This window comes from Natrinema soli (assembly GCF_028618695.1).
The window spans coordinates 1-25,886 of sequence record NZ_JAQIVI010000272.1 but is presented as its reverse complement, the minus strand read 5'-3'; the positions used below and the strand labels follow the sequence as shown (position 1 = coordinate 25,886).

Annotated in this window: 28 protein-coding genes and 1 pseudogene; 18 read left to right on the top strand and 11 right to left on the bottom strand. The window is 61.9% G+C overall.

Going from position 1 to position 25,886, the window contains the following annotated elements; genetic code table 11:
* A partial coding sequence (locus tag PGX04_RS16935; protein ID WP_273739594.1) for a CbtA family protein occupies positions 1-649 on the bottom strand: 649 nt, incomplete at its 3' end.
* The gene (locus PGX04_RS16930) at positions 649-831 is read right to left on the bottom strand and encodes a CbtB domain-containing protein (RefSeq protein WP_273739593.1); all 183 of its coding nucleotides are present in this window, start codon (positions 829-831) and stop codon (positions 649-651) included. The genes PGX04_RS16935 and PGX04_RS16930, both read right to left, overlap by 1 nt.
* A 246-nt stretch (positions 832-1,077) precedes the next feature.
* Here PGX04_RS16930 and PGX04_RS16925 point away from each other — a divergent pair, with 246 nt between their 5' ends.
* The 9 genes from PGX04_RS16925 to PGX04_RS16885 are packed head-to-tail and all read left to right on the top strand — an operon-like array spanning position 1,078 to position 9,575.
* The gene (locus PGX04_RS16925; RefSeq protein WP_273739592.1) at positions 1,078-2,112 is read left to right on the top strand and encodes a monovalent cation/H+ antiporter subunit E; all 1,035 of its coding nucleotides are present in this window, start codon (positions 1,078-1,080) and stop codon (positions 2,110-2,112) included.
* A complete protein-coding gene (locus tag PGX04_RS16920; protein WP_273739591.1) occupies positions 2,109-2,390 on the top strand; it encodes a cation:proton antiporter in 282 nt (93 codons plus the stop codon). Before PGX04_RS16925 ends, PGX04_RS16920 begins: the two co-directional genes overlap by 4 nt.
* Complete coding sequence (gene mnhG, locus PGX04_RS16915; protein ID WP_273739590.1) at positions 2,387-2,755, top strand: monovalent cation/H(+) antiporter subunit G; 369 nt, start codon at positions 2,387-2,389, stop codon at positions 2,753-2,755. The genes PGX04_RS16920 and mnhG overlap by 4 nt, the downstream gene beginning before the upstream one ends.
* The gene (locus PGX04_RS16910) at positions 2,755-3,294 is read left to right on the top strand and encodes a DUF4040 domain-containing protein (RefSeq protein ID WP_273739589.1); all 540 of its coding nucleotides are present in this window, start codon (positions 2,755-2,757) and stop codon (positions 3,292-3,294) included. Before mnhG ends, PGX04_RS16910 begins: the two co-directional genes overlap by 1 nt.
* Positions 3,294-3,827 carry an MnhB domain-containing protein gene (locus PGX04_RS16905; protein ID WP_273739588.1) on the top strand — a complete coding sequence of 178 codons (534 nt, stop codon included), beginning with the start codon at positions 3,294-3,296 and terminating at the stop codon, positions 3,825-3,827. The genes PGX04_RS16910 and PGX04_RS16905 overlap by 1 nt, the downstream gene beginning before the upstream one ends.
* A complete protein-coding gene (locus PGX04_RS16900; protein ID WP_273739587.1) occupies positions 3,820-4,191 on the top strand; it encodes a cation:proton antiporter subunit C in 372 nt (123 codons plus the stop codon). Before PGX04_RS16905 ends, PGX04_RS16900 begins: the two co-directional genes overlap by 8 nt.
* Entirely contained in the window at positions 4,184-5,746 is a 1,563-nt protein-coding gene (locus tag PGX04_RS16895) for a proton-conducting transporter transmembrane domain-containing protein (protein ID WP_273739586.1), read from the top strand. The genes PGX04_RS16900 and PGX04_RS16895 overlap by 8 nt, the downstream gene beginning before the upstream one ends.
* Positions 5,746-7,746, top strand: a complete 2,001-nt coding sequence (locus PGX04_RS16890) for a proton-conducting transporter transmembrane domain-containing protein (protein ID WP_273739585.1) — start codon at positions 5,746-5,748, stop codon at positions 7,744-7,746. The genes PGX04_RS16895 and PGX04_RS16890 overlap by 1 nt, the downstream gene beginning before the upstream one ends.
* Positions 7,746-9,575: a Na(+)/H(+) antiporter subunit D gene (locus PGX04_RS16885; RefSeq protein ID WP_273739584.1), complete on the top strand. Its 1,830-nt coding sequence runs from the start codon at positions 7,746-7,748 to the stop codon at positions 9,573-9,575. The genes PGX04_RS16890 and PGX04_RS16885 overlap by 1 nt, the downstream gene beginning before the upstream one ends.
* 335 nt (positions 9,576-9,910) lie before the next feature.
* Here the strand turns inward: PGX04_RS16885 and PGX04_RS16880 are convergent, their stop codons facing one another.
* Complete coding sequence (locus PGX04_RS16880; RefSeq protein WP_273739583.1) at positions 9,911-11,032, bottom strand: tyrosine-type recombinase/integrase; 1,122 nt, start codon at positions 11,030-11,032, stop codon at positions 9,911-9,913.
* Positions 11,033-11,333: 301 nt separating this feature from the next.
* Between PGX04_RS16880 and PGX04_RS16875 the strand changes: the two genes are divergently transcribed.
* Positions 11,334-12,104, top strand: a complete 771-nt coding sequence (locus tag PGX04_RS16875) for an SDR family NAD(P)-dependent oxidoreductase (protein WP_273739582.1) — start codon at positions 11,334-11,336, stop codon at positions 12,102-12,104.
* 84 nt (positions 12,105-12,188) lie between these two features.
* On the opposite strand, the gene PGX04_RS16870 is transcribed toward PGX04_RS16875, so the two are convergent.
* From PGX04_RS16870 to PGX04_RS16860, 3 genes are all read right to left on the bottom strand, one after another.
* Complete coding sequence (locus tag PGX04_RS16870) at positions 12,189-13,406, bottom strand: cytochrome P450 (protein ID WP_273739581.1); 1,218 nt, start codon at positions 13,404-13,406, stop codon at positions 12,189-12,191.
* Positions 13,407-13,665: 259 nt separating this feature from the next.
* A complete protein-coding gene (locus PGX04_RS16865; protein WP_273739580.1) occupies positions 13,666-14,298 on the bottom strand; it encodes a TetR/AcrR family transcriptional regulator in 633 nt (210 codons plus the stop codon).
* A 509-nt stretch (positions 14,299-14,807) separates the two neighbouring features.
* On the bottom strand, positions 14,808-15,380 hold the full coding sequence (locus tag PGX04_RS16860) for a hypothetical protein (protein WP_273739579.1): 573 nt from the start codon (positions 15,378-15,380) through the stop codon (positions 14,808-14,810).
* Positions 15,381-15,529: 149 nt separating this feature from the next.
* Between PGX04_RS16860 and PGX04_RS16855 the strand changes: the two genes are divergently transcribed.
* On the top strand, positions 15,530-16,168 hold the full coding sequence (locus PGX04_RS16855; protein ID WP_273739578.1) for a helix-turn-helix domain-containing protein: 639 nt from the start codon (positions 15,530-15,532) through the stop codon (positions 16,166-16,168).
* A gap of 141 nt (positions 16,169-16,309) precedes the next feature.
* Here the strand turns inward: PGX04_RS16855 and PGX04_RS16850 are convergent, their stop codons facing one another.
* Both PGX04_RS16850 and PGX04_RS16845 read right to left on the bottom strand, forming a co-directional pair.
* Positions 16,310-16,735, bottom strand: a complete 426-nt coding sequence (locus PGX04_RS16850) for a DUF3995 domain-containing protein (protein ID WP_273739577.1) — start codon at positions 16,733-16,735, stop codon at positions 16,310-16,312.
* Positions 16,736-17,290: 555 nt separating this feature from the next.
* Entirely contained in the window at positions 17,291-17,455 is a 165-nt protein-coding gene (locus PGX04_RS16845) for a hypothetical protein (protein ID WP_273739576.1), read from the bottom strand.
* A gap of 466 nt (positions 17,456-17,921) precedes the next feature.
* Between PGX04_RS16845 and PGX04_RS16840 the strand changes: the two genes are divergently transcribed.
* Complete coding sequence (locus PGX04_RS16840) at positions 17,922-18,641, top strand: alpha/beta hydrolase family protein (protein ID WP_273739575.1); 720 nt, start codon at positions 17,922-17,924, stop codon at positions 18,639-18,641.
* A 365-nt stretch (positions 18,642-19,006) separates the two neighbouring features.
* Here the strand turns inward: PGX04_RS16840 and PGX04_RS16835 are convergent, their stop codons facing one another.
* Together PGX04_RS16835 and PGX04_RS16830 are read right to left on the bottom strand one after the other, a co-directional pair.
* Positions 19,007-21,718: a PEP/pyruvate-binding domain-containing protein gene (locus PGX04_RS16835; protein WP_273739574.1), complete on the bottom strand. Its 2,712-nt coding sequence runs from the start codon at positions 21,716-21,718 to the stop codon at positions 19,007-19,009.
* The gene (locus tag PGX04_RS16830) at positions 21,711-22,346 is read right to left on the bottom strand and encodes a TetR/AcrR family transcriptional regulator (RefSeq protein WP_273739573.1); all 636 of its coding nucleotides are present in this window, start codon (positions 22,344-22,346) and stop codon (positions 21,711-21,713) included. The genes PGX04_RS16835 and PGX04_RS16830 overlap by 8 nt, the downstream gene beginning before the upstream one ends.
* Before the next feature lie 287 nt (positions 22,347-22,633).
* Between PGX04_RS16830 and PGX04_RS16825 the strand changes: the two genes are divergently transcribed.
* From PGX04_RS16825 to PGX04_RS16805, 5 genes are all read left to right on the top strand, one after another.
* Positions 22,634-22,966: a hypothetical protein gene (locus PGX04_RS16825; protein ID WP_273739572.1), complete on the top strand. Its 333-nt coding sequence runs from the start codon at positions 22,634-22,636 to the stop codon at positions 22,964-22,966.
* A 2-nt stretch (positions 22,967-22,968) separates the two neighbouring features.
* Positions 22,969-23,544, top strand: coding sequence for an MMPL family transporter (locus PGX04_RS16820; RefSeq protein WP_273739571.1), 576 nt, complete (start codon positions 22,969-22,971; stop codon positions 23,542-23,544).
* Positions 23,545-23,649: 105 nt separating this feature from the next.
* Entirely contained in the window at positions 23,650-23,997 is a 348-nt protein-coding gene (locus PGX04_RS16815) for an ArsR/SmtB family transcription factor (protein WP_273739570.1), read from the top strand.
* Positions 23,994-24,305 (top strand): DUF7521 family protein, encoded by a 312-nt coding sequence (locus PGX04_RS16810; RefSeq protein ID WP_273739569.1) that lies wholly within the window; start codon positions 23,994-23,996, stop codon positions 24,303-24,305. Before PGX04_RS16815 ends, PGX04_RS16810 begins: the two co-directional genes overlap by 4 nt.
* A 430-nt stretch (positions 24,306-24,735) precedes the next feature.
* A complete protein-coding gene (locus tag PGX04_RS16805) occupies positions 24,736-25,119 on the top strand; it encodes a universal stress protein (protein WP_273739568.1) in 384 nt (127 codons plus the stop codon).
* 63 nt (positions 25,120-25,182) lie between these two features.
* On the opposite strand, the pseudogene PGX04_RS16800 reads toward PGX04_RS16805, so the two are convergent.
* Positions 25,183-25,458 (bottom strand): annotated as a pseudogene (locus PGX04_RS16800) (RNA-guided endonuclease TnpB family protein); the annotation flags it as partial.
* Between the two features lie 115 nt (positions 25,459-25,573).
* Between PGX04_RS16800 and PGX04_RS16795 the strand changes: the two are divergent.
* On the top strand, positions 25,574-25,886 hold a 313-nt coding region (locus PGX04_RS16795; protein WP_273739595.1), incomplete at its 3' end, for an aminotransferase class I/II-fold pyridoxal phosphate-dependent enzyme.

Sequence of the window (25,886 nt, the reverse complement as noted above, 5' to 3'; positions counted from 1 at the left end):
CGACGAGATCGGCCGGCATCGCGCCGGATTCGACGATGGTCGGCGCCGCGATTGCGGTGCCCGCGACGAGGGCGACGATGGGAACAACCGCCGTGACCACTCCGAGCGGGCGACTCCGCGCGGACCCGCGGGTAAACCCGTAGATCGATGCCGCCGCGACGACTGCGCCGAGGGCGATGAGACCGACGTAGATCGCGATTCGAAGCGTCGGATCGTACGCCTGTTCGGCCCCCGGTGCCGTCGGCGGCAACACCAGCCACGGCGCGACCGAGACGGTGAAGAAGCCGGCACCGGCCAGTACGTAGGCCTTGACGTTCCCGCGGCCGGGCAGCGCCGGCTCGAGGAAGTAGAAGCCGAGGGCCAAGACGCCGCCCAGCAGAATCCCCCAGAGGACGCCGCTGCCGATGCTCACGGCGGCCGTCGTCGCCTCGCTCACCGCATGGGCGTGTTCGCCGGCAGCGTGGGCGTGCTCGCCTGCCTCGTGAGCGTGTTCGCCCGCTTCGTGAGCGTGTTCGCCGTGCTCGCCGCCCTCGGCAAGCGTCTCCATGTACCCGATAAGCGGGTTCGCAACGAACGCCATATACGCGCCGTACGCGATTCCGGCGATCGCGCCGGCGAGGACTCCGCGCTCGAGGTAGTCGACGAGCATCAGTGACAGATCACGCCGGCCGCGTGCCGGAAGTTGTGCATGGAGTCGTGGGCCAGCGGCTCCTGAAGGAACAGCAGTGTGAATGCCAGCGCCGCGACGAACGCGAAGACGGCCACGAGCTGGCCGGTCGTGAGGTCATCGCGTGCGGTTCCGATTCGATCGTGAACGGTTTCGGTCGTCATACAAGTCAGTTTTCTCTACTGAAAGTGTGATTGTAAAAGTACCGATCGTCCAGCGGCGCCAGCGGATTGGACACGCGTCGGCCGATCGGCGAGAACGCAGTCGAACTGATACGAACGGCCGAACCGAACCCGCCGGAACGGGTGACTGCTGGCGAATAACGAAATCGTTTTCCTACGGCTACCGCTTGGTTCGACTAACAACCAGAGTCATGAGTGTCCAACGACGGTCGTCAGGAGGGAAACGCGGTGGCGGTTGAACGCCTGCTCGTCCCGCTGTCGGACACGGTGACCGTTCGCCAGACGGTCGGCTACGCCGTCCAATCGGGACTCGAGACCGCCGACTCGCTCGAGTGTCACCTCGTCGTCGCGATGCCCTACGACGCCGACGTCCCGGAGAGCGACCAGTACAGCGAGGATGCCAACGGACTGCTCTCCCGGGCTCGAAACTGGGTCGAGGAGGACGCCGGCGACGCCGACGTGGCGATCGAAACGGCGACGCTCGGGACCGACGAGTACCTCTTCGGGCCGCGAGACTACGCCGAAATCTTCGACGTCTACGCCGACGAACACGGGATCGACCGCGTCGTGCTCGATCCGGAGTATCAGCCGGGCGTCACCGCGCAGATGCTCCAGCCCCTCGAGCGCGAACTCGAACGGATCGGGCTCGCCTACGAGGAAGCGCCGGTCGATCGGCCCGCCCGACGCGGCCGCCTCGTCGGCGGGACCGAGGACTTCGACCGCCTGTTCGCGACGTTCCTGCTCTCCTACGGTTTCTATCTCGTCCTCGGGGATCCGACCTACTGGTTCGATCTCCTCACCGGCGCTGCGGTTGCCGGTATCGTCGCCGTCTCGCTCGCACAGGTGACGTTTGCCGTGCCGCTCGACCGCGTCCAGTCGCCGCTCCGGATCGTTCGGTTCACCATCTACATCCCGTACCTGCTCTGGGAGATCGTCAAGGCCAACGTCGCGGTCACCGCCGTGATCCTTCGACCGTCGATGCCCATCGAACCGTCGCTAACGCGGGTCAACGCCCGCGTTCAAAGCGGTCTCCCGCTGACCGCACTGGCGAACAGCATCACGCTCACGCCGGGCACGCTGACGGTCCGGGCCAACAATCAGCAGCTGCTCGTCCATACCCTAATCCCGGCGGCTCGCGAGGACCTCTTCGACGGCGGGCTCGAGCGCGGGATCCGCTTCGTCTTCTACGGTCGCGAATCCGCGGCGATCTCCTCGCCGCGCGAACGCGACGACGCCGAGATCGTCGGGGGTGACGAGCTGTGACCCCGGTCTCGCTCGAGGACGTCTTCCTCGCCGCGGCCGCGATGTTCGTGATCCTCGCGATCGCGGTGTTCTACCGCGCGGTCGCGGGACCGACCACGCAAGACCGGCTGCTGGCAGTGAACGTGCTCGGAACGAACACGGTCGTCATCCTCGCCCTGCTGGCTGCGGGGCTCGATCAGTCGTGGTTCCTGGACGTGGCGCTGATCTACGCACTGCTGAACTTCCTGATGTCGATCGCGATTTCGAAGTTCACCGTCGAGCGAGGTGGCGTGCTGTGATCGAGACGATCAGGTTCTGGGCGATCGTCGTCTGCCTCGGACTGGGCGTCTTCTTCACGCTCGTCTCGACGGTGGGCGTCATCCGCCTCCCGGACATCTACGCGCGGGCCCACACCGCCTCACAGACGGACACGCTCGGCGCGGGCTTCGCGCTCGCCGGCGTCGCGGTGGCGTTCGGCTGGCAGCACGCGGCGGTTTACACCGTCCTCCTCCTGTTCTTCGTGTTCATCACGAACCCGACGGCGGCCCACGCGATCGCCCGATCCGCAGCGGAGACCGGTGTCGAACCGATCCTCGCCGAGGAGGGAACGGGCGCGGAGACGGACGAAATCGACGCCCCTGCCGAAACGGACGGTGAGCCGTGATGAGTCTGTTCGCGTATACCCTCGTTGCGTTCATCCTGGCGACGGCCGTCGCGACGGCGCTGTTCCGCGACGTGCTATCGGTGATCATCGTCTTCGGCGCCTACAGCCTCGGAATGGCGATCCTCTACACGTTCCTGTTAGCCCCCGACGTTGCGATGACCGAGGCCGCGATCGGTGCTGGCGTGACGACGCTGTTGCTCCTGCTGACGATCGCGCGCACGACGCGGCCCTCGACGAATCGGCTCACGGAGCGAATTCACGTTCCGGCGGTCGTCGTCGTCGGCGCATTCGTGCTCGTGCTCTGTACCGCCGTCCTGCCCGAGATGTACGCGGTCGGCGGCACGGAGACGCCGGTCTGGTCGAACCCGGACGTGACCCAACAGTATATCACGGAGACGTACAACCAAACCGGCGTCGAGAACGCGGTGACGTCCGTCCTCGCTGCCTACCGTGGCTTTGACACCTTCGGCGAAGCGGTCGTCGTCTTTGCCGCCGGCGTCTCGACGCTGCTCGTCCTGAAACGTGAGGTGTTCGTCTAATGTCCGAATCCGTCGACGATACTTACACCGAGAGTCAGGTGATCATGACCGCCGTCAAGATCATCGCACCGTTTACGCTCACCTACGGGCTGTTCATGACGTTCCACGGTGGCGACGCCCCCGGCGGCGGCTTCCAGGGCGGAACCATCGTCGGTGTCACCGTCCTCATGCTCGCCTTCGCCTTCGGTATCGAACCGACTCGACAGTGGCTCCGGAACTCGTTCCTCGCCGGCCTCGTCACCGGTGGCGTCGTCATCTTCGGCGCTATCGGCCTCGCGATGATCGCCCTCGGCGGGGACTTCCTCGAGTTCTACCGGCTCAAGGAAGTCTTCCACATCAAACCGAAGTGGGGGCTCGAGGCCGTCGAGATCGCCGGTATCTCGCTGATCGTCTCCGGGACCATCATCAGTCTCTTCTTTACGATGGCAGCGGGGTTCTCGCCCGACCGACCGAGCGGGACCGGTGGCGTCAGCGGTGCCGATGCCGCCGAGACACCCAATTCGTCCGGCGTGGAGGTGAACGACGATGATTGAGCTCCTGACGAGTCATTACACGTACGTCCTGGTGTTCGTCCTGCTGGGTCTCGGGATCTACATGGTGATCGCCAGCGAGAACCTCGTGAAGAAGCTGATCGGAGTGAACCTTTTCCAGACGGCTATCTTCCTGTTTTTCATCTCGATGGCCTACATCGAGGGCGGCTCGGCACCGATCGTCCCCCACGAGGGAGTTCCGGGGGAAGTCATGGTCGCGAGCCCGCTGCCACAGGTCATCGTGCTGACCGCCATCGTCGTCGGCATCGCGCTGACGGCGGTTGGTCTGGCCCTGATCATCCGCATCTACGCGGAGTACGGGACGCTCCGCGAGGACACGCTTCGAGAGGTGCGTGCCGATGAGTAGCGTCGACCTGCTCTTGCCGCTGCTGATCGCGGTCCCCATCATCACCGCGACGCTTCCGATCGCCCTCGGACTCCGGTACGACCGAACGGGCTGGTCCGTCGCCGCGCTCACGACGACCGGTCTCCTCGCCGGAGCCATTGCCCTCGCGAGCGTCGTCTACACCGACGAGCAGGTGAACCACACGCTCGGCGGCTACCCCCGGACGTACGGGATCGAACTCGTCGCCGACGAGTTCTCCATGCTGATCGTCCTGCTCGTGACCGCCGTCGCTACCGGCGTCCTCGCGTACACGCGTCGCGGCGGCCCGCGCGGGAACACGTTCTACACCGCGTACCTGCTGCTGGTCGGCGGCCTGCTCGGCATCTCGCTGACCGGCGACGTCTTCAATCTCTTCGTCTTCCTCGAGATCACGAGCATCGCGACCTACGCGCTCGTCGCGAGCGGCGACGGCCCGGAGGCGGCGGTCGCCTCCCTGCAGTACCTGATCCTGGGAACCGTCGCCGCGTCGATGTACCTGATCGGCGTCGCCTTCGTCTTCATGGCGACGGGGACGCTCAACATGGTCGAACTCGCGACCGCGATTCCGGCGGCCGAACGGCCGGTCCTGATCCGGGCCGGCTTCGCGTTCGTCGTCGTCGGCTTCGCCGTCAAGGTCGCCCAGTGGCCGCTGCACACGTGGCAGCCGAGCGCCTACCAGCGGGCTCCCGACGGCGTGACGCCACTGATCGCCGCCCTCGTCTCGACGGCCTCCGCGTACGCCTTCGGTCGGCTGATCGTGACCGTCTTCGGCGTCGACTATCTCGCCGCCATGCCGAACGCGGCGTCGATCGTCGTCACCGTCGGCTGCGTGAGCGTCCTCGCGGGCACCGCACTGGCCGTGATCCAGACCGAAGTCAAGCGGATGCTCGCCTACTCCTCGGTCTCACAGTTCGGTCTCGTCATCGCCGCCTACGGGGTCGTCATCGCGGGCGGTTCCGAGACGGCGCTCATCGGTGCGACCGTTCACCTCGTCGGCCACGGTCTGTTGAAGGCCGGCCTCTTTCTGGCGGCCGCACTCGTGGCGACGAGTTACGGCGCTCGCACCGTCGACGAGTACGCCGGACTCGCCAGGGAACGCCCGTTCGTCGCCGGTTCGATGGCCGTCCTCCTGCTGGTTCTGGTCGGCGTCCCGCCGGGCGTCGGCTTCGTCGGCAAGTGGTACATCGCCCTCGGTGCCGTCCAGTCGGAACTGTGGCCCGTCGCCGCCGTGATCTTCCTCAGTACCATGCTCACCCTCGCCTACGCCGCTCGCCTGCTCGAGAAGATGTACTTCACACCACCGCTCTCGGTCGGTTCGGCGGACGCGCCGGGTTCGATCGCGACGGACGGCGGTACTGCAGACGCTGACGACGGGTCCGCCGCCGCTGGCACGCACGGCAACGCCACCCCTGACGCCGTCTCGGTCGGCATGATCGCGATCGTCGTGGCCATTGCGCTCGCCGCCGTCGCACTCGGCTTCGCGGGGGGGACGTTCGCCGACTTGCTCGAGCCGTTCATCACGGAGGTGTTCAACTGATGGTCGCAGATCTCCGACCGCTCGCCGCCGTGTTGGTGTCGGCGGTCGCTATCGTCCTGATCGTCGCGTCGCATCGCCGGCCGAACCTCCGGGAGGGCTGGTCCGTCCTGGCCGCCCTCGCGAAGTTCGGCATCATCGTCAGCATGCTCCCCGCGGTCATGGACGGCACCGTGTTCCGGTGGAGTCTCGCGGACTCGACGGGGATCCAGTTCCTCGAGGGGATCGACTTCGCCCTGCGAGCGGACCCGCTGGGGATCTTCTTCGCGCTCCTCGCGAGTTTCCTCTGGATCTTCACGTCGTTTTACGCCGCGGGATACATGCGCGGGCTCGACGAGCACGCCCAGACGCGCTTCTTCGCGTCGTTCGCGGCCAGCCTCTCCGCTGCCGTCGGAATCGCCTTCGCGGCGAACCTGGTGACGATCTTCGTCTTCTACGAACTGCTTTCCCTGGTCACCTATCCGCTGGTCGCCCACAACGAGGACAACGAGGCTCGCATCGCCGGCCGAAAGTACCTCGCGTACACGTTCTTCGGCGGCGGCGTCTTCCTGCTGGCCGGCACCGTCCTGATCTACTGGCTCACGAGTCTGGTCAGTTCGGGGCCGACGCTCGCCTTCGAGGCGGGCGGTATCGAGGCGCTCGCGACGGCCGCGCAGGCGGAACCGGTCTACGCCCAGGCCGCGTTCTTCCTGCTCATCGCCGGCTTCGGCGTCAAGGCCGCACTGATGCCGCTGCACTCGTGGCTCGCCGACGCGATGGTCGCGCCCACTCCCGTCTCCGGGCTGCTCCACGCCGTGGCGGTCGTCAAGTCCGGCGCGTTCGGTATCGCTCGAGTCATCCTTGAGGTCTACGGGCCCGGACTGATCCGCGATCTCCCGCTTGACGTCCCCGGGATCGGCGAGATCGGACTGAACATTCCGGTCGCCATCGTCGCCGCGTTCACGCTGACCGCGGCGAGCATCATCGCGATGCGCAAGGACCACCTCAAGCGCAGACTGGCCTATTCGACGACGGCGCAGCTCTCCTACATCGTGCTCGGGCTGTCGATGCTCCACCCCTACGCCATGGTCGGTGCGCTGTTCCACATCCCCGCGCACGCGTTCGCGAAGCTCACCCTGTTCTTCTGTGCTGGCTCGATCCACGTCGAGACCCACACCGACTACATCAGCGAGATGGCCGGTATCGGGAAACGGATGCCGCTGACGATGACGGCCTTCACCGTCGGGGCGGCCGGCATGGCCGGACTGCCGCCGATCGCCGGTTTCGTCAGCAAGTTCTACATGCTGATCGGAGCCGGCTACATGGGCGGCGAGTACTGGCTCTTCGCCGGTGCACTGTTGCTCTCGGCCGTTCTCAACGTCGCGTACTTCTGGCCGATCGTCTACACCGCCTTCTTCGAGAGCGAGGACCGCCACGACGCCAAACCCCTCCTCGAGTTCCCTCGGGGCGGCGTATTGCGATCCTACGGGACCACCGACGACCACGTCGCCGCCGACGGCGGGGACCCGGCCGACCGAACGGAGACGGCCGACGCGACGGACGCGGAGCCCGCGGCCGAGGAGGAGTTCGAGTACGCCGTCGACAAGTACCCGAGCGATCACACGACCGCCGACGGAGCGGACGCGACGAGCCACTCAGCCGACGCTCAAGCGTTCGAAACCGATGATCACGACGATGGTGCCGAAGCGCCGGGTCACGATGACCACGGCGACACCGGCGACGCCGTCGGCGTCGTCGACCACCACGGCGATCACGACGACCACCTCACCGGCGGCCCGCCCGCGGAGGGCTGGCAACGCCACTCGCCGTTCACGGAGAGCACGTGGCTCATGCTCGCGCCGATCGCCGTCATCGCGACGGGTGCAATCGTCCTCGGAATCGGCCCCGACTACGCCGTGTTCCTCGAGTTAGCGACCCGGATCGTCGAGGGCGTCTTCGGGATGCGGTTCGAGGAGCTGAGCGGCGTTCCGCTCGACGAACTCGTGACGGGGGTGAGCGACTGATGGAACTCGAACTCCTGTCGCTGGCGTACCCGCCGCTCATCGTCTTCGCGGCGGCCCTGCTCGTGCTCGTCCTGCCGCGAATCGCCGGCTTCGCCGTCGGCGCACTCAGCCTCGCGGCGGTGTTGGCGATCTCGCTGGTCGCGCCCGAGGGCCAGCACCTGGCCGGGACCTTCCTCGGGTTCGAGGCCGTCCCGTTCTACGTCGACGACTTCTCCCGGATGGTCGGCCTCGGCCTCGGCTTTCTGGGGATCTGTAGCGTCATCTATGCCTACTCGAGCGGGGCGAGCCGAACCCTAGTCGCGTTCGCGCTCGTCTACGTCTCCTCGTCGATCGGGGCGGCGTTCGCGGGCGACTGGCTCGTGCTCCTGTTCATGTGGGAGCTGATGGCCGTCACCAGCACGCTCGTGGTCTGGCACTACGGCGGCGAGGCGGTCCGGGCCGGCTTCCGATACGCGCTCTTCCACGGCACGGGCGGGGTGCTCGTGATGCTGGCGGTCGCCGTCCACTACGTCCAGACCGGCACGTTCGTCTACACCGAGGCCGGTATCGCCGACGGGATTCCGGCGCTGCTCGCGGTGCTCGGGATGGGCGTCAACGTCGCGTTCATCGGGGTCCACACCTGGCTGCCGGACACCTATCCGCGACCGCACTTCGCGGCCTCGGTGTTCCTCTCAGTTTACACGACGAAGACGAGCGCGTTCGTCCTCTACCGGGCGTTCCCAGTCGGCGGCGAGAGCGATCTCTCGATCTACATCGCGTACATGGGCGGCCTGATGGCCGTCTACGGCGCGACCTTCGCGCTGCTCCAACACGATATGCGGGCGCTTCTTTCGTATCACATCCAGGCCCAACTCGGATACATCGTCGCGGCGATCGGGATCGGTTCCAACCTCGCCGTCGCGGGTGCGATGAGTCACCTGTTCAACAACATCCTCTTCAAGAGCCTGCTGTTCATGGCCGTCGGCGTCGTCATCTACCGGACCGGCGAGGAGGACCTGTACGATCTCGGCGGCCTCTGGCGCGAAATGCCGCTGACCGCGATCGGGTTCGGGCTCGGCGCGCTCTCGATCACCGCGATTCCGGGCTTCAACGGCTACGTCAGCAAGGGAATGATCTTCGATGCCGCCAATCCGCACTACTACGGTCAACCCGAGTATCAGGCGCTGTACTGGCTGCTCTGGCTCGGTGCAATCGGGACGCTGCTCTCCTTTATCAAGCTCGGCTACTACGTCTTCTTCCACGGCGAGAGCGATCTCGAGGTCGCCGACGCCAAACCGGGCCAGACGGTCGCGATGCTCGGCCTCGGCGGTGCCTGTCTCCTCTTCGGCGTCTGGTGGCAGGGACTGGCCGACCTCGCGCCGACGATCCACGGCCTCGAGTTCGCGTACGCCGGCGGCAGCGAACACAGCCACCTCCATCCCTACAGTCCGAGCCACCTCGAGACGGCTGGGATCCTCACGGGGGTCGCGGCCGTCGCGTTCGTCGTCGTCCGAAAGCCGCTCTCGAAGCTGGATCTCGGCGATCCGGCGATGGTCGTCTACCCCGTGACCTACCACCTCAGCCGGTGGACGATGCTCGCAGTGACGGAAACCTACGCAGCCGTCGACGCCGCCGTCGTCGGAGCCGTCAAACGGTGCTACTGGGTCGGGAACAACCCCGTCCTCGCCGTCGACGCGGCCGCACGGCGGCTCCCGCTGGTCGATGTCGACGAGCGGCAGCCGACCGACGGCGGCCGCCCCTCGACGATCCACCTCCGGGCGAGCATCGGGACGAGCGTCCTCCTGTTGACGCTCGTCCTGACGGTGATTCTGTGGCTGCTCGTCGTTTAACTTGGCTGATGTGACGGGATGGTGACTTGAAGTCTCGGTGAGAAACCGGTTATTTCGGACGGGGTATCCACCGTGCGGTGGCGCGCGCTGGGTCGCGGTGAGTCACTGACGAACCGCGACTCGATACCGTGCGAGGGATGAGCGAGTGGAACGAGCGAATCGGTTGGGGAGGGCGTGGCTATTCCTTGGTGCCACGATAGCAGGACACTCCTTTTCTACACCGCTATCAGAACTCACTGTTCCGTTCGCTACTGTACCGAGTACCAACCAACGGAAAATCACAGCATCGAACGCGAACAGTACAAGTTCACGAGAAAACGATCGTCCATCTTCATTTAATCCGTCTCCGTCGACTCGTCTCCCTCGACCGGCTCGGCATCCACTACCGTGGACTGGGAGTCCGGAACGACGATCGACTGCTCGAGCACCGACGCCCGAAGCGTCGGCTTCGACGCCGTCGCCTCCTGTCGGTACGACGCCCCCGACCGATCTCGACGGACGCCCCGCGGCGTCAGATAGTCACCGTCGACGTCGATCTCGGCACCCTCGCAGCGTCGGCGCAACACCGACCGGGCTCCTTCGGTGGTGATCGCCGGCGGCGCGATCGAACGTTCGCGAGCGAGTTCCGTCGCCGTCGCGTCCTCGAGCAGGGATTCGATCGTCTCGTCGTCGTACCCCCGATCGCGCAGCACGGACCGCACGCGACCGGCGATCGACGGCGCGTGGGCCGTCGGGAACAGCGGCCAGTCGTTCGACGGCGGATCGAGGACGACCCGGTAGCGGCGCAACGGCGTCCGGGCGCGGGCGGGGAGAGGAACGTCCTCGAGTCGCTGGGACTTCCCCAGGACGCGGATCGTTCCCGTATAGAAATCGACGTCGTCCCACGTGGCACCCGTCCGGCGATCGTCGTCGGGGACCCGGAACAGCTCCGATCCGCGGACCGTCGAGTGAGCGAGGACGGCCACCATCGCGTACTCGCGCAGTCGACTGCGTCGCTCGTGCATCGATCGACCGGTATCGAGCGCCCGCTCGCGGACGTACCGCTCGAGTTCGCGACGCTGTCGCGCGGTCCAGAAATCGCTCGTCGGTCGCTCGTCGGCGGTCGGCAGCGCAGCCTCCGCGCGGTCGGTCGCGGCGGGGTTGTCCGCGAGGATCCCACCGCGGACGCACCACGAGAGGAACGCTCGGACGACCGCGTAGTACGTTCCGGCGGTCGAGGCGGTGTACTCGCCGCGACCGGTTTTACGCCGGAGTTCCTCGGCGTACGCGCGCATGTGTTCGACCTCGAGTGCGAACAGCGAGGTCAGTCCGTGGTCCCGATCGAGCCAGTCGGCCCACCGGCGGAGGATCGATTCCGCGTTTGACGCGTAGGCTCCGGCACCCGAGCCATTCGGATCGCCGACGGCCTTTCGCTGCAGGTAGGTGTCGACCGCGTCCGTGATCGCCACCTCGGTCACGGGCCGATCACCCGCCCGGGCTTCGCACGGCAGATGGCCGAGGGTCGCCGTTCCGGATTTCGGCCGCCGCTCGGCTGCTCGAGGGGGCTATCACCGTGCCACGAACGGATCGCGTGGGTGGCGCCTCGAGTCATCAGTTGTCTCATACTGTTCCACGGTCCTAAATCTGTGTTTCGGTCTCACGAAGCCGGAAAAAACGCTCGTCGATCGCGATCGGATGCGAGAGCGCGCTCGGTCGCCGCCACGGAGATCGGCCAAAGGACTATATTAATTAAACGGTTAATTAACACTCAGGTCAATAATGAACGGAATAGACGGAAAGACGGCTCTGGTGACGGGAGCGGGATCGGGAATCGGACGTGCGTCGGCAGAACGCTTTGCAGCGGACGGCGCGAACGTCGTCGTCGCAGATATCGCTGCGGAAACCGGTCGCGAAACGGTCGACCTGATCGAGGACGCCGGCGGTGATGCCACGTTCGTCGAAGTTGACGTCGCCGATTTCGAGTCGGTCGAGCGAATGGTCGATGTCGCAGTCGACACGTACGGAACTCTCGATTTCGCGCATAACAACGCGGGAATTCTCACGGGGTTTGCAGGAGTAACTGACATCGAAGAAGCACAGTGGGACAAGCTCCTCGATATCAATCTGAAAGGCGTCTGGGCGTGTCTGAAAGCCGAACTTCCCGTCATGGAAGCACAGGGGAGCGGCGCGATCGTCAACACCGCTTCCGAATCCGGGTTGGTAGGGATGGGGGGACTCGCCAGCTATTCGGCTAGCAAACACGGCGTAGTCGGCCTCACGAAGACGGTGGCTCTCGAGTACGCGACGCGAGGGATTCGAGTGAACGCTATCGCCCCGGGGCCGACGAACACGAACATCCAATCCGGAATGTCGGGAGGCGGCGATCCGTCGGAGATGGAGTTCGACACGTCGGCGATGATCGACGTCCCGATGGACCGCATCGCGAACCCGGAAGAGATGGCCGGCGCGGTCGCGTTCCTCTGTTCCGATGATGCGTCGTATATCACCGGCCACACGCTCCCCGTCGATGGCGGTCAGGCGGCTGACTGAACCACCGTTCTACGACGTCTCGATCCGCCGGGCACGTGTGACGGTGGCCCGGAAAATCCAGCAATATCGACGCTTTTCGTATGCTTACGCGTTTCGACTCACTTCACAGGGGAGTGATTCGAGACCATAGAGGGCACTCAACGGCTCGAGATCTGACAAATCCGCATCCAGGCGGTCGAAACGGTCGAACAATCGATCCAGGGCAACGTCCGCTTCCATCCGTGCGAGATGAGCGCCCAGACAGAAGTGGACTCCCGTTCCGAACGCCATATGGCGGTTCGGACGCCGCTCGGGCCGAAACTCTTCGGCCGCATCGAAGATTTCCGGATCGCGGTTTGCGGCACCTAGCCAGAGCGTGAGGACGTCCCCCGCCTGAATCCGTTGACCGTGTAGCTCGACGTCCTCCACGGCGATACGCTTCAACGATTGGATCGGGGATCGGTATCGAAGCGTCTCCTCGATAGCCTGTGTGTGATCGACGTCCCCCGTACGAATCGCGCCCGTCAGCCCGTGTTCTTCGACGGACCAGATCGCGTTGGTGAGGAGATTCGTCGTCGTGATGTTGCCCGCGAGGAGGAGCAGCATGCAGAAGCCGATCTGTTCACCCCTGGATAACTCCTCCGCGTTCGCCGCGAGCGTAATGAGATCGTCGCCGTCGCCGCCATCGCGCTCTTCCAGTAACTCCGCGAAGAATCTCCCCATCGCTCGTTGGGCCTCCTTCTGTTCCCGTTGCACCCGTTCTATCTCCTCCGGAGTGTCGTCTTCGGGTCGCGCGACGAGTGCGTCCGACCACTCTTTAAACTGATCACGACGGTCGGCGGAAATTCCCAGTAGTTCGGCGATGACGATGACGGGAAGCGGAATCGCGAACTCGTCGACGAAGTCGAAACTATTCTCGTCTTCGAGGTCGTCCAACAGGTCCTCCGTTACCGTCTCCACTCGCGGTTGGTACTCCCGTATCGCCCCCGGCTGGAATCGGTCGTCGACGAACCCTCGGAGTCGGGTCTGTGTCGGTGGATCGGTCGTAATCATCGTCTGAAGCATCGGGCTATCGTCGTCACCGTCGTTCGAGGACTCGTCGGCTTCGAAAGCCCGATTAGCCGTAAACGTGTCGTGGTCTTTGAGCACGCGTTCGACGTCCTCGTATCGAAATACGTCCCACGTCTCTCGCTGCTCGTCGAAGTGAACTGGCGTCTCTTGACGCATTTCAGCGTACCACTCGAACGGCGAAAGTTGTCCTTCGGGGCTTCGAATGGCTTCCGGTGATCGGCCCACTCCGACGACTGAATCGGGGGACTCCATGATTTAATTGATCATTTAATCAGTTGTAGTCCTTTTGGTGCATTCTCGCCCCCATCGATCTAGACGCACAAACATGTAAACGGAGCGGTAGCAGTATCGAAGAGTGACCAGCGGAACGAGGCTGAGAAGTCGAGTAACCGAATGCCGGAGGATAACTCGAGCCAGATACGTATTGGACTTGCTCTCCCGCTATAGTACAAACTGAAAATCAATGCACACCCGATCGCACGACAACTTCGCGATCGGTATGTAAATCGTTTCAGTGGCTACTATAGCTCTCGCGGGAGATATCAGTTATAATTCCGTCGACGATCGTTTGGACCCGATCGACGGCAGCATCCCGGTTCGTCGTCGTCCTCGTATGTATCCCTTGCTTGAGGAGAAAGAGTACGTGATCCGCCGTAAGCTCGGGATCAATGGGTCGAAACTGCTCGAGTTCGATTCCGGCGCGGAGTATCCGGGTGACCGTTTCCCGGAGGCGGTCCTCTACCATCGTGGTTTTCCTGCGGAAGTCGGCATCCCACGTCGCGTGCGCCCACAGCTCGACGAAAATCCGAGAGACCCCCGTCTCGATATCCGATGGCGGGGAGAACATGACCTGTTCGACCTGCGCCGGCTTCGGATGCAGTATTTGACGGACGAACTCCCGGAGCTCCGCTTGCGCGTCGGTAATCGCCTTCTCGGTCCGTTGCTCGAGGAATATTTCGACGAAGACATCGAGCATCGAGAGTAAGAGATCGTCCTTGCTATCGAAATAGTGGTATATGAGCGACGGGTTTTGGCCTAGCTCTTCACCGATATCTTTGATGGAGAGATCCGCGTATCCGTGTTCGACAAGCGCGCGAAATGCGGCTTCTCTAATTCGTTGTTCAGTTTCGGGATGGCGGCCCATTGTACTCGTATGGCTGATGTAGGTTCATAAGCCATCCTCTCTCGTAGTCACTGAACCCGTCTCGACTGAAGTCAAGCAGATGATTTCCTCATGCACGGTGGGTGCTGGAATCAATTGATGGTATAAATTTCATACAGGATTATATACGACGAATCGACCTAGCCGAGTTCAGAAGTATCTTCGCGGCAGGCACTGTCTAGTTAAGCGATTCTAACGTCAAACGCCGTTTCAGCGTCTGTCGAAGCAACACCGATGGGATCTGGGACCATTACTGTTTATGGGACGTTTGCTGAAGCAGCCGAATTTTCGCTGCTCGTGGAACAGGGTCTCTTTATGTTAAATCATAGATGGTAATTTCACAACCGATACCGTCACTTCATTGTCGTCCTGTCTTGCGGTTTCCCTTATCTAGACAGTACCTCGCGGCATCTTTGTTATCGCAACGTCTGTAGATAACGCCCTGCTGCGTGCATCCTCTATATCTTGTAGGCCGCTTTCAAACCGTCCTATCATTGGTGGACTTCCGCTGAAATCGGCTCTGTACCCGTTCTTTCAACAGCGTCGCGGGAATACAACATCATCTGTCGAACTATTCCGACCATCCAAATCATAGTGAAGGCGATTACGGTGAGGTTCTTCACAGCGATCAAGGACGCCAGATAAATCGACTCAAGATTAGCGGGAATCCACTGCACGATAATCTGCTCTGGGATAACGTCGAAGATGATGACGGCACCAGTGAGTAGAACAAACTGGACAATTAGACTGGGCCATTGAGTACTGATAAACGCCTTCATACGCGCCCATCGTTCCCCGCTATTGACCTGACTCAACGTGTCATCACGGGAGATAGCTAGCCAGACAATCACTCCGAACAGCAGAAGTCGGACACCCATGACAAGAATCTCAAGTGCCAGATCCCCCGGCGATGGGAGATTCCACCCCCACAATATGGCGACGAACCGCTGTGCAGCTGGCAGGAGGGAAATTCCCACGATGAGGAATAAATGCGTGCGGTAAAAGGTGAACGCCCAGAGCGGCACCTCAACTGCCGTCTGGATGCTAGAGCGCACAGACGTCATTGACTGACCTCCTGCGTGTCAGGGGGATTCTCTCGGACTCTCGTGGTATTTGGTTTCACACGCTACAAGAGGCAGGGCATATTCATCAACGTACCATCAAACATGTCCGTAGTGCAAGCTAATACCACACAGTCGAACATGTGACGTAGATGCCCCGAGTCAAACTCAAGATCAAACCGTCCCACGAACAGTTCGAGCGATTTTCCAGGAGGTATCCCAACGATGAGTTCAGAATCCTATCTTCCTACGACACCGAGGATGGACTGTGCGTGCTCATGGAAGCCGATACATCGAGCGCTGAGGCCATCATCCAAGACTTCGAAGAGGCTTCCGAGGTACGCTCGTATGAGGTACTCAATGTCTCTGAACAGACGCTGTTGATACAGCACGTGATTCAAGAACCGCTACCGCGCCAGATGCTCCATTCTGCCGGAATAGCCCCGAAATTCCCACTCGCGATTCGCAACGGGTGGGTGATCGTCGAATCATTCACTGCTCAGGAGCAGCTCTCACAGCTCAAAGCAGGACTCGAAACGAACGGGGTACCTTACGAGGTCATATCGGTAACTCCGTTGGTCGATCCAACCAACCTCCTCACTGACCGTCAGTGGCGAGTAGTCACCGAAGCAGTCACCCGTGGATACTACGATACCCCTCGCGAGTGTTCACTCACCGAGCTCGCCGCGACACTCGGCATCAGCAAATCCACAGCGAGCGACATCCTCCACCGCGCTGAGGGACACATCATCAAAGAGTTCGTCGCAGCGGCAGAGACGGAGACGGAATAAAGATACACTTCTGAAGTCCGGCAAGGAGACTTTTCAAGCGTGACAGAAAGTGAAAACATCACTGTTAGCATATTCCAGAAAATATATTGGTGACAAATTGACATAGCTGCCTCCAGATGGAACTGTGCATGATAAACCGACCTAGTCGACCGCTGAGATCGACTGGTAGTTCCAAGCCGCCAGACAGAAGATGAGACCACCGAGAAGCCACCACGGCCCCCACACGAACGTCTGCCAGTGAGCCGACGTCCAGGTCGCAGGGCCCGAGAAACTAATGATTCCTGTCTCCGTGAGTGCTCCCTGAACCATGAAATCACCGCCATGGAGGAGCAAGACTACGCCCACACCCCACGCGGCGATGAGTAGCAGCCAGCGGGGAATCCACCGATCCCAAGCCCGAACGAGCGCAAGCGCGAGCAAGCCACCGATGACTTTCAGAAAGCCAGTAAACCAGAGGACCATGATGAACCACGATTCACCCGCAAGTTCTTGACCGAGTGAGACAGTGTTGAGACCAGTGGTTCCTCCCAGTGCCCAGTAGAAGCTCATTGCTGCGAATACGAACATCCATGCGCAGCCCATGTACCCTGCCCACGCTGGTGACCATGCCCGTCCAGCGAGCCCCGTTCTCGGTGATGCAGGCATGATCCTAATTCGATTTGTCATGTGAAAGAACTACCGTCTCACTCTCGACAACCTAAATTTCGCAGGTATCTGTGCATGACAAACCGACCTAGCCGAGTTCAGGTCCCAACGACTGCTGGACAGACAGGCGGTCAGAAAGTCGACCCGTACTCGAGCACGTCGTATCTGGTGCACCGGAGTAGAGATTCGGACAGACCTGGCGCCGAACAGACCACAGCGGTCGCGAACTCTCGCATTTCTCGTCCAGTAATCAAGCAGCCCTCGGGTCTGGGGTCCCAGTGACGGTGAACGCCAAGCGTATATCGGCCCCTCAAATTTAATATAGCTATTATTGATTTATGGGTGAGGGGGAGAGCTGTCCGTCGGATAACAATCGAAAGCCGTGGAAAAGCACGTCTCAGGTGTTAAAACGCGGGACCGTAGTTATCGAACTGCGATGGTATGCATTCGATAGGCTCCTCGTAGCGGTGCCACGATTCAGGATGGATCCTGATGTCTGATCTTTTCGGCGGTCATCCCCGGCACCGGCGTCCCGCAGTCCTTGCACTTCCAGGTCGGCGTCGTCGTTCCGGACTCCTTCTCGAGGTCCTGTTTGAACTCGAGGTGTGCGCCACACGCACACCGATAAGTGGTGCGGGTCATAGCGGAACCGACTCTCTCGAAGCGCAAAAACGGTGTGCCACGAGAGAGCGGCGTCGACCGACGAGTCGGGCGCGAGTTCCTTCGTTGGATCCGACGGAGGTCGCTCCGAGAAGACCACGATCGACCCCATCCGTCGGAAGCGATTCGCAATCGGTTCGGCGGTAACGGAGGTGCAGCGGTAGTATCGCCCGTTCTCTCGAACGGAGAGAAAGAGCCGCTGTCGCTGTGAAACCCGATCGTCGGAACGAGCCGGGAGCACCGACAGCGATCTCGGGATTCGATTCGACGACGGTTCCGACGCCTCGACCCCGGGATTCATCCGTTCGTGAGCCATTCCTCGCCCCTCGACGCGAGGTCATCTGCACAGTTCGTCATGAGGTAGCCGACGGTCGACGCGCTCGAGTATCGATCGGTCGTCTCATTCGAACACCGCTATCAAGGAAGAGGGGCCCATCAGGGGAGACGAATGCCAGACAGACACCGAATCCGGATCGAAACCGCGGCGACGGGACGGAGTCCACCGGAACTCGCGGCCGTCCATCACGAGGCGTCGTCCGACGACTGGCTCGTCTTCTGTCACGGGCTTCGGAGTGACAAGTCCGGCAGCTACGAGCGGCGATCTCGCCGAGCGGTCGCGGCCGGCTACAACGCGGTTCGATTCGATTGTCGCGGCTGCGGCGAATCGGACGGTGAGTTCGTCGAGTCGACGCTCGAGGCGCGACTGACAGACCTCCACCACGTCGTCGACTACTTCGATCCCGACTCGTACACCCTGTTCGGCTCAAGCTTCGGCGGGAAAGTCGCGTTCCACGCCGGAGCGGCCGACGACCGAGTCGACGCGATCGCCACGCGAGCGCCGGTGACGACCAACGAGACCTTCGACGAGTATCGGGCGACGGTCGAACGAGAGGGCGAGGTGACGTTCGATTCCGGTGAGCGCCTCGACCGGCGGTTCTTCGACCACCTGGATCGGTATCCGTTCGACGACGTCGCGTCGACGCTGTCGGTTCCGGTCGCGGTTTTCCACGGCGGAGACGACGGGGTCGTCGATCCCGCCGATAGCTTCGATGCCGCTCAGCGACTCGAGACCGACGTCCTCCTCGAGCGATTCGCGGGCGAAGGCCACCGATTCTCGCAGGACGGCGAAGATCGGTTGCTCGAGCGGCTGTTCGGCTGGCTCGGGTAGACGGCCGATCGCCCCTGAGACGGCTCGATCGGGCACTGACCGCCCAGATAAACCATATTCCGGTATACAGAACGGTTCGGTCAAGCGAACGCCGTCCGCTACGAGTGTCTGTTCTTGCCGGACTCGATCCCGGACTGCATGAACTGTGCCACGTCCTCCGCAGGAAACTGGCTGACGGCAGAAGTCGGCTAGGTCGATTCGTTATACATAGCCACCGCCGAAATGTAGGCTGGTTGGATTGGATTCAACACGCACTATGCACAAGTACACTATCTCCCTGATTCAGTCTCTGCAGAATATCGAACTTCTTTGAACTACCGAAGCTGATTTTCCAGAACGATTCAGAAGATCCAGTGAGTGAGCCATCAATCGTCCTCGATGATCTCAACCGTTCCCCGAGTTCCGTCAATCCGCACCCGCTGTCCAGTCTTGATGCGGCGAGTCGCTTCGGGAACCGACACCACGCCTGGAAGTCCGTATTCGCGTGCAACGAGCGCGCCGTGACTCAGCCGCCCCCCTACCTCGACGACGATACCTGCTGCGTTCAGGAACAGCGGCGTCCAGCCGGGATCGGACGACGGAGCGATGAGGATTTCATCTTTCTCGATCGTCTCTTCTGCGGGATCGTGCACGACTCGTGCCGATCCTTCGACGATGCCACCTGACACGCCGGTTCCGACGAGTGCGTCGTCCGGGACATCCTCACGCTCGATGTCCGCGCTTGGCGCTTCACCTTCGCTCGTCAACACTGGTGGCGCATCCAGTGCCGCGTAGCGGTCGAACGCGGCGCGTCTGGCGTCGATATCGACCGCGATCGAGTCACCATCGAGCGCAGCGAACAATTCGCCTTTTCGGAGGAACCAGACGTCGTCGGAACTGTTCAAAATCCCCTCCGTGACGAGTAGGTCGCCGGCGTCACGGAGTGTTTCATGCCACGCCGTGAATATGTGGGCCAGACCCTGTTTTGGGTACTCACGTGTCTGGATATAGGCGCGATACGTTCTGATAAATCGATGAACGAGACGCTTTCGAGCCGATCCGAACAATCCATTATCAGCTCGCTGTTCGAGCCGCTTGGCTGCGTCCAGTGCTTCACGTTCCATCCGCCGGACATGCTCGCGGTGTTCGCCCGACTCACCGTGGTCGAGATTCGCGCGAACTGTCTCGAGCAGCACTGAGGGATCATCACGCCACCGCGGACGGCTGATATCTATTTCACCGGTCGCACGGTAACCGAATTCGTCGAGGAACTCCTCGAATGCGTTCACGAAGTCTTCCCCTCCTTCGAGGGATTCGATCTCCTCTAGAGACGCGTTCTGTCGAAGAGAATCAGCGACCTCTTGATGAGCGCGAGCCACATCCGCGAGATCACCTAGTCCGAGATTGATTTGTGTCACCAGTTCATCCGGAAAACCTCTCCCGATGGCATCAATCTCTTCCTGGGTATTCGAACACAACCGTTCGAGCCAGCTTCCTGCGGCGAACGCAGCAACCAACGGACCGACGGATGGGAGCTGAATGACGTCGTCCAACTGGTTGAAGACGGCACGCGAGCGCTCTTCGGGGGTATCAGGGGCGCGTACTTGTTCAGCAATATTCTGCCCCCAGTCCACCCATTTAGCCTTCTCGTGCTCAGGTGGGGCTGGCCCTCCAATAAAGGATCCAACGAAGCCATCTAGCAGAGCGGAGACAAGTGGATATCCCGTTCTCGCGCCCGTCCACGCTGCAGCGGCGAGCTTAGGCACTGCTGTGATAGTTTCCCCGACTGACCGCTGCTCACGGAACTCCCCATCACGTCGTCTCAGAATGTCCTTGATACCGGCACTCGCCGGTTCACTGGTTGCTGCCAGTTGGTCTGGGAGCTGGTCCCGGAGAGGCCCGATTCGTAACTGTGTGGTCATGTCGATATACACGCGCCCGCCTGCCTCGACAGCCCACTGCGTATCGGCCCCGAAGCCGAATTTCGCGTACATCGTTTGAATGAACGTCATCCAGAGATCGCGCACGAGCGGCGGCAATGGCTCGGCAAACGCCTGAATGTGTCCCATACTGACGTAAACATGCAATCGGTCATCGGATGGCTCGGGCGACGGGACAGGGAACAACGACGTTATTGGCCGTGCTTGGACGACGTAGATCTCATCGTCGGTGATACACCATTCGATGTCCTGTGGCTGGTCGAATATCGCTTCGATTTCCGTTCCGAGTTCCACGAGGTGCTGCACCTGTTCATCCGAGAGTATACGGGTCCTCCGTTCGGCGGGTGGGATGTCTCTCGTCTCGGTACCGCCTTCGGGAAGCGTGCGTATTGTGCGTTGCTGGTCACCGACTTCGTAGTTACGGATCTCCTTGGTTTGCGTATCGACTCGAATGGTGTCGGCGGCCATTTCGCCGGAGACGAACGCTTCACCGAGACCGAGACCACCCTCTATAACTGAGACGTACCGATTACCCGTCATCGGATCGGCTGTAAAGAGGATACCGGAGATGTCCGAGGATACCATTCGTTGAACAACGACCGCTAGTGCGACCTCTTCGTGTGGAATATCGTTCCTCGCTCGATACGCGATTGCACGGTCAGTGAAGAGGCTCGCCATGCACGCACGGATCCGATCGACGATTGCATCCGCGCCGTGAATGTTGAGGAATGTCTCCTGTTGGCCCGCAAACGACGCATCGGGGAGGTCTTCGGCCGTCGCGCTCGAACGAATCGCATACGCCTGTTCTGGATCGGTCGCCTTCTCGTCGAGGGCAGTCTCGATCGCGTCTCGGACCTCTTCAGGGACGTCACAGTCCTCGATCCGAGTACGGAGGGCGGCGCCCACGTCCGCGATCGCCGCCGTGTCCGTCGGCTCGAGCGCTGCGAGTTCGTCGATGGCATCCTCTATGGCCGGATCGTCGATCAGTGCCTCGTACGCAGTAGTCGTCACGCAGAATCCCGCAGGCACCGGCAGACCAGTTCTAACCAGCCGTGCCAGGTTCGCGCCCTTGCCACCGACGAGCGCGCGGTCTGTTGCACCAGGGTCGTCGAATCCGACGACGTACGTCCCTGTCTGGACGTCTTCACTCTCACTCATGATGGTCCTCCGAGTAAGGTGATTCGTCGGTTCCGTCCGTTATCCCAGCCGCGACTGCGGAGATGAGCGTGTCCCGGACAGCAGGGTATCGCTCTCGGCCGACGTGCTCCTTAGAGAATTCGAGGCGAGTAACCAGCCGAAGCGTGTGGGCGATTGTCTCAGGATCGGGTCCGGTAACTTTACTCTCGTCGTACCACTGTTCGATATACGGCAGGAAGAACTCGACTGACCTCTCGTGACCCTCGCTGAGTTCCTCGTCAGAGAACTGCTCAAGCAGTTGATTGACGTCATCATCGAGAAAAAGCTGCCGGAGAAGTGGGTTGGAGTTGAGCTCATCCATCGACTCTTCGAGGTACGCTTCAATCGCCTTTTCTGGGTCGTCGTACGCTTCGAAGGAATTGCTCAGCAACCGAGGAATGTATTCTTCTAGGTATTGTTCAATAATATCTATATACAGTTCCTCTTTCGAATCGTAGAACTGGTAGAACGTCCCTTTGCCGATTTCTGCCGTCTTGGTGAGTTCCGAGATCGTAGTCTTATCGATACCATAGCGACCGAAGAACTCGCGTCCGGCGTCACGGAGCGACTCGCGGACGCGCTCGCGCTTTGCATCAGTGAAGGTCGGCATGGTTAGTCTGATGAATTGGGAGGTGGTGAGCCGTTGGTACGTTCTCCTCTCTGTGTCGCAGACGTCGCTCGGGCAAACTGCCAGTATTGCCCTTTCGTTTAGATCCCATGCGTCCCTCTATGCTATATGACTATTAGTCGATTTCGGTCAGATAAGTCAGATGCTTTCGTCGACAGCACCCTTTATTTCACGTGGAGAGGGGGCGATTCTGAGATGGAGACTCAATATCGTACCTGACTTCTTCGATACGGTCAAAGAAAAGCTGTAACGAACATCCACACTGTGCATTGAGCCGCTACCTAGCCGGGCTCGGTGACGGGAGCCTGCGGGCGACCGGGCCACTGGAGACGATCGAGTCGGTCGCGGCGACCAACGAGACGGTCGCCGCCGTCGTGGACGAGGCGGATACGGACGGTGACGGGGTACCCGATGAGAACCTCACCACGGTGTACGACGCCGTATACGCTGCCGACTCGGAGGCCGGCGAAGCGACGATCCACCGCGACGACGGCGAGTATCGAGCGCTCCGTCTCTCGGTGGGGCTCTCCGGCGGGGCGGATACCGGAACCGTCACGGAGGAGATAGCGGGGTCGCGACGATCGAGGGAGCGTCCGACCTGACGGTGACTGCCACCGGCCAGCCGATCGTCGAGGAACTCGTCCAGCGGGGCCTGCTCACGTCGCTCGTTCAGGGATTCCTCCTCACGTTCGGTGTCATCGTCGCGTTCCTGACGCTGATCTTCTGGCTCCGCTATCGCACGCTCACGCTCGGTGCGGTCGTGATGGCCCCGGTCTTGCCCGCACAGACGTGGTTGTTCGGAACGATGTCCCTCGCGGGGATCGCGTTCATGCCCGAAACGACCATCATCGCCGCGATCGAGATCGGCGTCGACTACGCCATTCACATCGGCGAACGGTTCCTCGAGGAGCAACGCGGCAGCGATCACATCGCGTCACTTCGGCGGACGGTTCGCGGAACCGGCGGCGCGTTGCTGGCCAGCGCCGCGACGACCGCGGCCGGGTTCGGCGTCCTCGTGCTCGCGTTCGTCCCGTCGCTCCAGCGCTTTGGCTTCGTTACGAGCGTCGCGATCGGATACGCGTTCCTCGCGAGTATCCTCGTCCTGCCGAGTCTCCTCGCGGTGTGGGCACTGAGTACTGGCTACGTCGGCACGGACGCCGACAGTGATACGACAGCCTGACCGCTCCGAAATCCCGTCGCTGCCCGCGACGGCTCGAGGAGTCTTTTCTCGCTCAGAAAAACCGGACCGCTTTTCATAGTTATACCGAAACGAACAGCTATACCAGTGAGTGAGGACACCGACTTGTCGACGCTGCTCGCGGTGCTCGACGACGAGTACGCACGTGAAATCCTCACCCATACGAGCGTCGAACCCATGTCTGCTAGTACCCTGAGCGAACGGTGTGACGCCTCCCTCCCGACGATCTATCGGCGACTCGACCGACTCGAGGAGTGTCACCTCGTCATCGAAGAGACGGAACTCGCGCCGGACGGCAACCACTACAGCGTCTACAGTGCGAACCTCGACCGGCTGGAACTGTCGCTGGACGAGGGCTCGTTCTCGCTGGAGCTGACGTACCGCGAGGAAGACGTCGCCGACAAGTTCACGCGCATGTGGGAGGGGATGCGATGAGTCGGAACGTCGTGCGGGTCGACGAGGCGACGTTGTTCGAACTGTTGACCGTCGCGAGTCTCTTCCTCGTCGCGCTCTTCGGAACGCTCATCGCCTATCAGGCCTACCGTGGCTACCGCCGGAACGACGCCCGGTCCATGCTGTATCTCGCGCTCGGGCTCCTCCTGTTGACGCTGTTCCCGTTCCTGCTCAACGTCGCGGTCACGACGCTGGTCGATCCCGAGCGGGTCGTCATCGCGCTGCTCGAGAACGTGAGCCGGCTGCTCGGCCTCGTTGCGATCACGTATTCGTTGTACGGTCACCATTGACGGCACCGTCGGAGGACGGTCACCAGTAGCGAACGACAGCGTCGAGAAGGAATCGGGTCAACGGGATCTCAGTACCGCTAGCGACGGGAGCGGGCCGAAGCGATCTACCGACGACCGAACCCTGTCGGCAGTGAGAAGGGGCGCCGACGCAACGCGGCCCCGTGAGAGGGAAAATTGCGGGACTGCGTGGGACGTGCGTCGCGACCCTGGGATGATCGGATTCGGGGAAGCACGGGGGACCACCAAGGCGCGCGGGGATGGCCTCTCTCGTCCCCCGTGCGTTCGTGACAGTGCCGTCGTATTAGTGATAGGAGTGCGTTCTCTGGGTCAGAAAATACGGCGTCCTTCCGAATCGGAAACGACCGTGTCCCCGTGGCGTCTCGGTGGTACTTTCCGGAGCTTTCTTCGAGATCGACAGCGTCGATCCGCTATGCACTATCTCGCGGGAACCGACTCCGTCCACACGACGGCGGCGATCTGTGACTATTTCGACGAGCGAGCGACGGGCGACGACACCGTGACCGTGATCGCGGTCGTTCCGCCCGACGATCCGACGGCGCGCCGCGACGGCGACGAAGCGCTGAACGTGGTTTCCGTTCGACTCGCGACCGTCGGCGATGTCGCGACCGAGCGTCGCTCCGGTCCCCCCGCGGACACGCTCGCCGAGGCAGCGAAGGAGTTCGATGTCGACGAAATCGTCATCGGCGCACACGGCGGCGATCCCGATGCGACGCGCGAACTCGGCTCGACCGCACGACGGCTCCTCGAGGACGCAAAACGGCCGGTCGTCGTCGTTCCGATCCCTTCCCTGTGACTTCCTCCCCACCCTACTCGCTCGCTCATGCTCGCTCCTTGAGGGGAGCGTGAGACCTTCGTCTCACGGACCATGCGAACGGGCGCTTTGCGCCCGTGAGCAGATGGGGCTTCCTGTTTCCACGACGCGCTTTGCAGGAACCGAATCGGTTCCCGTAGGAAGCACAGTCTCCGCAGGCGTTCGAAAATCACTGCGTGATTTTCGCAGCCCATCAGAATCGCACAGCGATTCTGAGGACGTTGATTCGGGACAGTCCGTCCCTCCTTGCTTCAGTCCGCGTACCAAGATGTTGTCGGCTGCATTCCAGTCCCTGTCGGCGGTGAAACCGCATGAGCACGACTGAGTGGACGGCCAGCGTCGTTCCGTCGATTGTGCGAATAGAACGGACGAAACGCCAGTCTTCCGGACGGTAACGAACGTCTACTTAATTCATCGCTCGATGACGGACGAGTCGATGAACGACTCGATACCGTTGTTCGAAATTCCGTGGGACCAGCGGGACGTGGCCAACGCCGTCGATTCTATCACACGAGGGAGCTACTGGGCGAACGGGCCGTACGTCGAGGCGTTCGAAGCGGGTCTCGAGGAGTATCTCGGCGTCGAACACGCGGTGACGGTCAATTCGGGGACGACCGCACTGGTGGCCGCGCTGACCGCCCACGGCGTCGGCGAGGGCGACGAGGTGATCGTCCCCTCGTTCACGTTCATCGCGACGGCGAACGCCGTGCGACGGGTCGGTGCGCGCCCGGTGTTCGCGGACATCCACC

Coding starts and splice junctions, on each gene's coding strand:
- PGX04_RS16930 (WP_273739593.1), bottom strand. CDS start 831: ATGACGACCGAAACCGTTCACGATCGAATCGGAACCGCACGCGATGAC.
- PGX04_RS16910 (WP_273739589.1), top strand. CDS start 2,755: ATGAGTCTGTTCGCGTATACCCTCGTTGCGTTCATCCTGGCGACGGCC.
- PGX04_RS16905 (WP_273739588.1), top strand. CDS start 3,294: ATGTCCGAATCCGTCGACGATACTTACACCGAGAGTCAGGTGATCATG.
- PGX04_RS16900 (WP_273739587.1), top strand. CDS start 3,820: ATGATTGAGCTCCTGACGAGTCATTACACGTACGTCCTGGTGTTCGTC.
- PGX04_RS16895 (WP_273739586.1), top strand. CDS start 4,184: ATGAGTAGCGTCGACCTGCTCTTGCCGCTGCTGATCGCGGTCCCCATC.
- PGX04_RS16890 (WP_273739585.1), top strand. CDS start 5,746: ATGGTCGCAGATCTCCGACCGCTCGCCGCCGTGTTGGTGTCGGCGGTC.
- PGX04_RS16885 (WP_273739584.1), top strand. CDS start 7,746: ATGGAACTCGAACTCCTGTCGCTGGCGTACCCGCCGCTCATCGTCTTC.
- PGX04_RS16875 (WP_273739582.1), top strand. CDS start 11,334: ATGAACGGAATAGACGGAAAGACGGCTCTGGTGACGGGAGCGGGATCG.
- PGX04_RS16870 (WP_273739581.1), bottom strand. CDS start 13,406: ATGGAGTCCCCCGATTCAGTCGTCGGAGTGGGCCGATCACCGGAAGCC.
- PGX04_RS16865 (WP_273739580.1), bottom strand. CDS start 14,298: ATGGGCCGCCATCCCGAAACTGAACAACGAATTAGAGAAGCCGCATTT.
- PGX04_RS16860 (WP_273739579.1), bottom strand. CDS start 15,380: ATGACGTCTGTGCGCTCTAGCATCCAGACGGCAGTTGAGGTGCCGCTC.
- PGX04_RS16855 (WP_273739578.1), top strand. CDS start 15,530: ATGCCCCGAGTCAAACTCAAGATCAAACCGTCCCACGAACAGTTCGAG.
- PGX04_RS16850 (WP_273739577.1), bottom strand. CDS start 16,735: ATGTTCGTATTCGCAGCAATGAGCTTCTACTGGGCACTGGGAGGAACC.
- PGX04_RS16845 (WP_273739576.1), bottom strand. CDS start 17,455: ATGACCCGCACCACTTATCGGTGTGCGTGTGGCGCACACCTCGAGTTC.
- PGX04_RS16840 (WP_273739575.1), top strand. CDS start 17,922: ATGCCAGACAGACACCGAATCCGGATCGAAACCGCGGCGACGGGACGG.
- PGX04_RS16835 (WP_273739574.1), bottom strand. CDS start 21,718: ATGAGTGAGAGTGAAGACGTCCAGACAGGGACGTACGTCGTCGGATTC.
- PGX04_RS16830 (WP_273739573.1), bottom strand. CDS start 22,346: ATGCCGACCTTCACTGATGCAAAGCGCGAGCGCGTCCGCGAGTCGCTC.
- PGX04_RS16810 (WP_273739569.1), top strand. CDS start 23,994: ATGAGTCGGAACGTCGTGCGGGTCGACGAGGCGACGTTGTTCGAACTG.
- PGX04_RS16805 (WP_273739568.1), top strand. CDS start 24,736: ATGCACTATCTCGCGGGAACCGACTCCGTCCACACGACGGCGGCGATC.